5 protein-coding genes, 1 tRNA gene and 2 rRNA genes are annotated in these 6,920 nt (G+C 53.5%); 1 reads left to right on the plus strand and 7 read right to left on the minus strand.

What is annotated here, in order from left to right; all coding sequences use genetic code 11:
* Positions 1-122: 122 nt before the first annotated feature.
* The 4 genes from RYB66_RS16145 to RYB66_RS16160 are packed head-to-tail and all read right to left on the minus strand — an operon-like array spanning position 123 to position 2,723.
* Positions 123-1,442: a sensor histidine kinase gene (locus RYB66_RS16145; RefSeq protein WP_004659449.1), complete on the minus strand. Its 1,320-nt coding sequence runs from the start codon at positions 1,440-1,442 to the stop codon at positions 123-125.
* Positions 1,439-2,107 carry a response regulator transcription factor gene (locus RYB66_RS16150; protein ID WP_004659446.1) on the minus strand — a complete coding sequence of 223 codons (669 nt, stop codon included), beginning with the start codon at positions 2,105-2,107 and terminating at the stop codon, positions 1,439-1,441. The genes RYB66_RS16145 and RYB66_RS16150 overlap by 4 nt, the downstream gene beginning before the upstream one ends.
* The gene (locus tag RYB66_RS16155; protein WP_002554027.1) at positions 2,107-2,415 is read right to left on the minus strand and encodes a PepSY domain-containing protein; all 309 of its coding nucleotides are present in this window, start codon (positions 2,413-2,415) and stop codon (positions 2,107-2,109) included. Before RYB66_RS16155 ends, RYB66_RS16150 begins: the two co-directional genes overlap by 1 nt.
* Positions 2,415-2,723 carry a PepSY domain-containing protein gene (locus RYB66_RS16160; RefSeq protein ID WP_005741049.1) on the minus strand — a complete coding sequence of 103 codons (309 nt, stop codon included), beginning with the start codon at positions 2,721-2,723 and terminating at the stop codon, positions 2,415-2,417. The genes RYB66_RS16155 and RYB66_RS16160 overlap by 1 nt, the downstream gene beginning before the upstream one ends.
* Before the next feature lie 214 nt (positions 2,724-2,937).
* Between RYB66_RS16160 and queD the strand changes: the two genes are divergently transcribed.
* Positions 2,938-3,294 (plus strand): 6-carboxytetrahydropterin synthase QueD, encoded by a 357-nt coding sequence (gene queD, locus RYB66_RS16165; RefSeq protein ID WP_002554029.1) that lies wholly within the window; start codon positions 2,938-2,940, stop codon positions 3,292-3,294.
* A 129-nt stretch (positions 3,295-3,423) separates the two neighbouring features.
* Here the strand turns inward: queD and rrf are convergent.
* The 3 genes from rrf to RYB66_RS16180 form a co-directional block, all read right to left on the minus strand.
* Positions 3,424-3,539, minus strand: a 5S ribosomal RNA gene (rrf, locus tag RYB66_RS16170).
* Between the two features lie 160 nt (positions 3,540-3,699).
* Positions 3,700-6,591: ribosomal RNA gene (locus RYB66_RS16175) — 23S ribosomal RNA — on the minus strand.
* A 239-nt stretch (positions 6,592-6,830) separates the two neighbouring features.
* Positions 6,831-6,906 (minus strand) — tRNA-Ala (locus RYB66_RS16180).
* Positions 6,907-6,920: the final 14 nt, after the last annotated feature.

Here is a 6,920-nt window from a genome sequence, read left to right on the forward strand (position 1 = left end):
AGTGGCCTTATGGTTATTTTTATGAGTCAGAGATACCTGTCAGGCTATCGGCGGCATCCGACGGACATTAAGACCTGGCGTATTTTTTTGTATGAACACTCTGAGAGTTGCAGGCTGGCAACTTATGGAGCAGTGCGCTCGGGAAGATCAATGCGTACGCGAAGCCCTCCAGCGGGGCTCTCCTGCAACTGCAGTTGGCCGCCCCAGGCCTCAACGATATCGCGCACAATCCCCAGGCCCAGGCCATGACCGGTAATCTGCTCGTCAAGGCGAGCGCCACGGCTGAACACCTCTGCGCGCTGCGCTTCCGGAATACCGGGCCCGTCATCGTCCACCAGCAGGCTGAAGCCCTGAGCCTGACTGAAAATGCTCAGACGCACTTCGCTGTCGGCCCACTTGCAGGCGTTATCCAGAAGGTTGCCCAGCAATTCGAGGATATCCTCCCGGTCCCACGGCAGGTGCATGCCTGCTTCGACATCGTTGACCAAATGAAGGTGAGCACCATGAATCATGCCCAACGTGGAAAACAACCCGGGCAGTTCAGCATCACAGTCGAAACGGGCTCCGGGCAGCGCGTCCCCGGAAAGACGGGCCCGATTGAGTTCACGCTCCAGACGCAGACGGATATTTTCCAATTGCTCCTGCAACGTCTTGCGCAGTGCCGGGTTGCCGTCCAGCTGTCCACTGAGGGCCAGGCTGAGCAATACCGCAAGCGGTGTCTTCAAGGCGTGCCCCAGATTGCCCAGTGCATTGCGTGAGCGTTTCAGGCTGTCTTCAGTATGCGCAAGCAGGTGGTTGATCTGAGCCACAAGGGGCTCAAGCTCAAGGGGAACCTGATTGTCCAGTTGCGAACGCTGACCCTGCTGAAGCTGGAAGATCTGTTCGCGAACGGTTTCCAGGGGACGAAGCGCCCTGCGCACAGTGATGCGCTGCAAAACCAGCACCAGGATCAGCGCCGCGAGGCCGAGCCCAAGCCCGATCTGCTGCATGAGACGAAAGCTCGCCCTGACCGGCGTGTAATCCTGGGCGACGGTAATTGAAATCTGCTTGCCGAACTTTCGGTATTCGCTGGTCAGCATCAACAGCGATTGCCCGGTCTTGCCGAGCTCAAGGTTAGCGTGCAACCCCACCCCAGGCTGAGGCAGCTCAAAATCCCACAAAGAACGGGAGCGCCAGTGGCCATGCGGCAAGTCCATGCGGAAATAGTGGCCGGACAGCGGACGCTGATAAGCACCCGACAAACGATGTTCATCCAGTTGCAGCCCGGCAGGACCCCGCACCAGCGCCACCAGCAGGTTCTCGCTCTCATTGCGTAAGCCAGACTCCAGATAGCGCTGCAGGCCCACTTCAAACAACCAGAGACTGGTCTGCGCCATCACCAGGCCGACAACGACCATAACGGCGATAAGACCCAGGCTCAGACGCCGTTGTATGGATTTCAACCTCCGGCTCCGCCGTACAGATAGCCTTGGCCACGGCGTGTCTCGACCACTGCGCGGCCTAGTTTGCGCCTCAGGTGATTGACATGGACCTCGATGACATTGGAGTCACGCTCGTTTTCGCCATCGTACAAGTGCTCAGAGAGATGGCTTTTGGAGAGAATCTGTCCAGGGTGGAGCATGAAATAGCGCAGCAGACGAAACTCTGCAGACGTGAGCTGGATATCAACGCCATCCCGGCTGACACTCTGGCGACCTTCATCCAGATTAAGGCCGGCAGACTCCAGGGTTGGCTGGTTGGCAAGCCCGTGCGAACGCCTCAACAGGGCCTGAATACGCAACTGTAGTTCTTCAGGATGAAAAGGTTTGGTCAGGTAATCGTCAGCCCCCGCCTTCAAGCCTTCTATACGCTCTGACCACGAACCTCGTGCCGTCAGAATCAGTACGGGGGTAGCCAGGCCCTTGCCGCGCCATTGCTGGAGAACCTCAAGCCCGGGCATGCCGGGCAATCCCAGATCCAGAACAATGAGGTCGTAGGGCTCGGTTGCGCCTTGATAAACCGCGTCACGACCGTCAGCCAGCCAGTCGACTGCGTAGCCTTGCCGTCCCAGCGCAGCGAGTAACTCATCCGCGAGAGGAACATGGTCTTCAACCAGTAGCAGGCGCATCAGTCATCATCCTCGTCTTTCAGCAATCGGCTATCGCGCGCATCGAACTTGAGCTCACGGACAACACCCTGCGGGGTCAACAACTCAAATTCATACACGTACATGTTATTTTTTTCCTCAAGCTCAGCCTCCAGCAGGCGAGCGCCGGGATGAAGACCCAGCGCGCGCTCGATAAACTGTTCGAGAGGCAGTATCACCCCACGCTGCCGCAGACTGAGCGCTTCATCCTGGTTCAGATCTCTGGCATAGACAAAAGAGCAGGTCAGACTTAAACCAAGGATGACACAGAGACGCTTGTCGACATTCATTAGTTATCCTGATGATTCCTGTAGACCTGGCCCGTAGCGGCGTCTATTTCTAGAACCCACTCAATATCGTGCTTGTCACGCAGCTCGACATTGTAAACGTACCTGCCGTATATATTCTTGAACTGTGTATCAAGAATGCTGGCACCAGGGTGCTTGCTGAGGGCGTTAGCATCGAGCTTTTCAGCAGACTGGAGAGTGCCGGCATTACTGAGGCGCAATACCTCCTGCGGATCGACACCACGCGCCTGGATGACACAAGACGTCAGAACACATGTCAGGGCCGTCAGCAGGGTTGTCAGCGTTTTCATTACTGGAGGTGTCCATAGCGGTCGATGCTTCTATGGCGATTACCTTACCCCGTACAACTTAACTCAAACTGAATTAATCTGGCCGAGTGCCATCAATCGCACTTGAAAGAATCGTCACACCCAAGCCCTGCATGGAGTTTCAGGCCATTGCTGTTAAACTCGTCGACTGCATTTATCGCGTCTGCGATCGCCATTTTTCCGGGGCCAATACACAGTGGAAATTTTCAAAGAGTTTACCTTCGAGTCAGCACACCGCCTCCCTCACGTACCAGAGGGGCACAAGTGTGGACGTCTGCACGGCCATTCGTTTCGTGTCGGCATACATCTGGCAGGCAAGGTTGATCCTCACACAGGCTGGATCCGCGACTTTTCGGAAATCAAGGCTATTTTCAAACCGCTGTATGAACGCCTTGATCATAATTACCTGAATGACATCCCGGGCCTTGAGAATCCAACCAGCGAAAACCTGGCGAAATGGATCTGGGATGAGCTGAAGCCCCTGCTGCCTGAGCTGTCCGCCGTTCGTATTCACGAGACCTGCACCAGTGGGTGCGAATACCGCGGGGATTGATTCTCCCTGAAAATAAAAAACCACCTCGACCAGGTGGTTTTTTTATATCTACACGGTACGAAAATACTTTAACGCGCCAGACAAACAAAAACCCTCAACGCGTAAGCGATGAGGGTTTCTGGAATTTAATCTTGACGATGACCTACTCTCACATGGGGAAACCCCACACTACCATCGGCGATACATCGTTTCACTACTGAGTTCGGGATGGGATCAGGTGGTTCCAATGTTCTATGGTCGTCAAGAAATTCGGGTACCGAGTCGTGCCTTGCGGCGCGCTTCAGCAAATCGGGTATGTGATAACTCGGTGCGTTTGTGACGCAAACTTTCGGTTCGTGTCATCTTCACAGTCACCGCAATCTGATGCTCCTGTCAGGAAGTCCACTCAAATTGCTTGGGTGTTATATGGTCAAGCCTCACGGGCAATTAGTATTGGTTAGCTCAACGCCTCACAGCGCTTACACACCCAACCTATCAACGTCGTAGTCTTCGACGGCCCTTTAGGGAACTCAAGGTTCCAGTGAGATCTCATCTTGAGGCAAGTTTCCCGCTTAGATGCTTTCAGCGGTTATCTTTTCCGAACATAGCTACCCGGCAATGCCACTGGCGTGACAACCGGAACACCAGAGGTTCGTCCACTCCGGTCCTCTCGTACTAGGAGCAGCCCCTCTCAAATCTCAAACGTCCACGGCAGATAGGGACCGAACTGTCTCACGACGTTCTAAACCCAGCTCGCGTACCACTTTAAATGGCGAACAGCCATACCCTTGGGACCGGCTTCAGCCCCAGGATGTGATGAGCCGACATCGAGGTGCCAAACACCGCCGTCGATATGAACTCTTGGGCGGTATCAGCCTGTTATCCCCGGAGTACCTTTTATCCGTTGAGCGATGGCCCTTCCATACAGAACCACCGGATCACTAAGACCTACTTTCGTACCTGCTCGACGTGTCTGTCTCGCAGTCAAGCGCGCTTTTGCCTTTATACTCTACGACCGATTTCCGACCGGTCTGAGCGCACCTTCGTACTCCTCCGTTACTCTTTAGGAGGAGACCGCCCCAGTCAAACTACCCACCATACACTGTCCTCGATCCGGATAACGGACCTGAGTTAGAACCTCAAAGTTGCCAGGGTGGTATTTCAAGGTTGGCTCCACGCAGACTGGCGTCCACGCTTCAAAGCCTCCCACCTATCCTACACAAGCAAATTCAAAGTCCAGTGCAAAGCTATAGTAAAGGTTCACGGGGTCTTTCCGTCTAGCCGCGGATACACTGCATCTTCACAGCGATTTCAATTTCACTGAGTCTCGGGTGGAGACAGCGCCGCCATCGTTACGCCATTCGTGCAGGTCGGAACTTACCCGACAAGGAATTTCGCTACCTTAGGACCGTTATAGTTACGGCCGCCGTTTACCGGGGCTTCGATCAAGAGCTTCGCTTGCGCTAACCCCATCAATTAACCTTCCGGCACCGGGCAGGCGTCACACCCTATACGTCCACTTTCGTGTTTGCAGAGTGCTGTGTTTTTAATAAACAGTCGCAGCGGCCTGGTATCTTCGACCGGCGTGGGCTTACGCAGTAAATGCTTCACCCTCACCGGCGCACCTTCTCCCGAAGTTACGGTGCCATTTTGCCTAGTTCCTTCACCCGAGTTCTCTCAAGCGCCTTGGTATTCTCTACCCAACCACCTGTGTCGGTTTGGGGTACGGTTCCTGGTTACCTGAAGCTTAGAAGCTTTTCTTGGAAGCATGGCATCAACCACTTCGTGTTCTAAAGAACACTCGTCATCAGCTCTCGGCCTTGAGATCCCGGATTTACCTAAGATCTCAGCCTACCACCTTAAACCTGGACAACCAACGCCAGGCTGGCCTAGCCTTCTCCGTCCCTCCATCGCAATAACCAGAAGTACAGGAATATTAACCTGTTTTCCATCGACTACGCTTTTCAGCCTCGCCTTAGGGACCGACTAACCCTGCGTCGATTAACGTTGCGCAGGAAACCTTGGTCTTTCGGCGTGGGTGTTTTTCACACCCATTGTCGTTACTCATGTCAGCATTCGCACTTCTGATACCTCCAGCAAGCTTCTCAACTCACCTTCACAGGCTTACAGAACGCTCCTCTACCGCATCATCATAAGATGATACCCGTAGCTTCGGTGCATGGTTTGAGCCCCGTTACATCTTCCGCGCAGGCCGACTCGACTAGTGAGCTATTACGCTTTCTTTAAAGGGTGGCTGCTTCTAAGCCAACCTCCTAGCTGTCTAAGCCTTCCCACATCGTTTCCCACTTAACCATGACTTTGGGACCTTAGCTGACGGTCTGGGTTGTTTCCCTTTTCACGACGGACGTTAGCACCCGCCGTGTGTCTCCCATGCTCGGCACTTGTAGGTATTCGGAGTTTGCATCGGTTTGGTAAGTCGGGATGACCCCCTAGCCGAAACAGTGCTCTACCCCCTACAGTGATACATGAGGCGCTACCTAAATAGCTTTCGAGGAGAACCAGCTATCTCCGAGCTTGATTAGCCTTTCACTCCGATCCACAGGTCATCCGCTAACTTTTCAACGGTAGTCGGTTCGGTCCTCCAGTTAGTGTTACCCAACCTTCAACCTGCCCATGGATAGATCGCCCGGTTTCGGGTCTATTCCCAGCGACTAGACGCCCTATTAAGACTCGCTTTCGCTACGCCTCCCCTATTCGGTTAAGCTCGCCACTGAAAATAAGTCGCTGACCCATTATACAAAAGGTACGCAGTCACCCAACAAGTGGGCTCCCACTGCTTGTACGCATACGGTTTCAGGATCTATTTCACTCCGCTCTCCGCGGTTCTTTTCGCCTTTCCCTCACGGTACTGGTTCACTATCGGTCAGTCAGTAGTATTTAGCCTTGGAGGATGGTCCCCCCATATTCAGACAAGGTTTCTCGTGCCCCGTCCTACTCGATTTCATTGCAAAGGGATTTTCGCGTACAGGGCTATCACCCACTATGGCCACCCTTTCCAGAGTGTTCCGCTAATCTCAATACAACTTAAGGGCTGGTCCCCGTTCGCTCGCCACTACTAAGGGAATCTCGGTTGATTTCTTTTCCTCAGGGTACTTAGATGTTTCAGTTCCCCTGGTTCGCTTCTTGCACCTATGTATTCAGTACAAGATAACCATCTTATGATGGTTGGGTTCCCCCATTCAGACATCTCCGGATCACAGTCTGTTTGCCGACTCCCCGAAGCTTTTCGCAGGCTACCACGTCTTTCATCGCCTCTGACTGCCAAGGCATCCACCGTATGCGCTTCTTCACTTGACCATATAACCCCAAGCAATCTGGTTATACTGTGAAGACGACATTCGCCGAAAGTTTGCATTCACAAACTTTACCTTAGCCCGGACACACACCAGTGAAAGAGGTGCCCGGTCTATTTCTTTCTATCACATACCCAAATTTTTAAAGAACGATCTAATCAAAGACTAGAAATCAACATTCATGCACTGATCGTCAGGATCAATGGAATGCTCATTTCTAAGCTTTCAAACAGAAGCAGTAAGTGGTGGAGCCAAGCGGGATCGAACCGCTGACCTCCTGCGTGCAAGGCAGGCGCTCTCCCAGCTGAGCTATGGCCCCGTATTTCTACATAC

Origin of the sequence: Pseudomonas syringae group sp. 243L2 (genome assembly GCF_032587875.1) — a bacterium.
GTDB lineage: Bacteria > Pseudomonadota > Gammaproteobacteria > Pseudomonadales > Pseudomonadaceae > Aquipseudomonas > Aquipseudomonas amygdali.

Bases quoted from the DNA above. Each gene is read 5' to 3' on its own strand.
- RYB66_RS16150 (WP_004659446.1), bottom strand. From the start codon at position 2,107: ATGCGCCTGCTACTGGTTGAAGACCATGTTCCTCTCGCGGATGAGTTA.
- RYB66_RS16155 (WP_002554027.1), bottom strand. From the start codon at position 2,415: ATGAATGTCGACAAGCGTCTCTGTGTCATCCTTGGTTTAAGTCTGACC.
- RYB66_RS16160 (WP_005741049.1), bottom strand. From the start codon at position 2,723: ATGAAAACGCTGACAACCCTGCTGACGGCCCTGACATGTGTTCTGACG.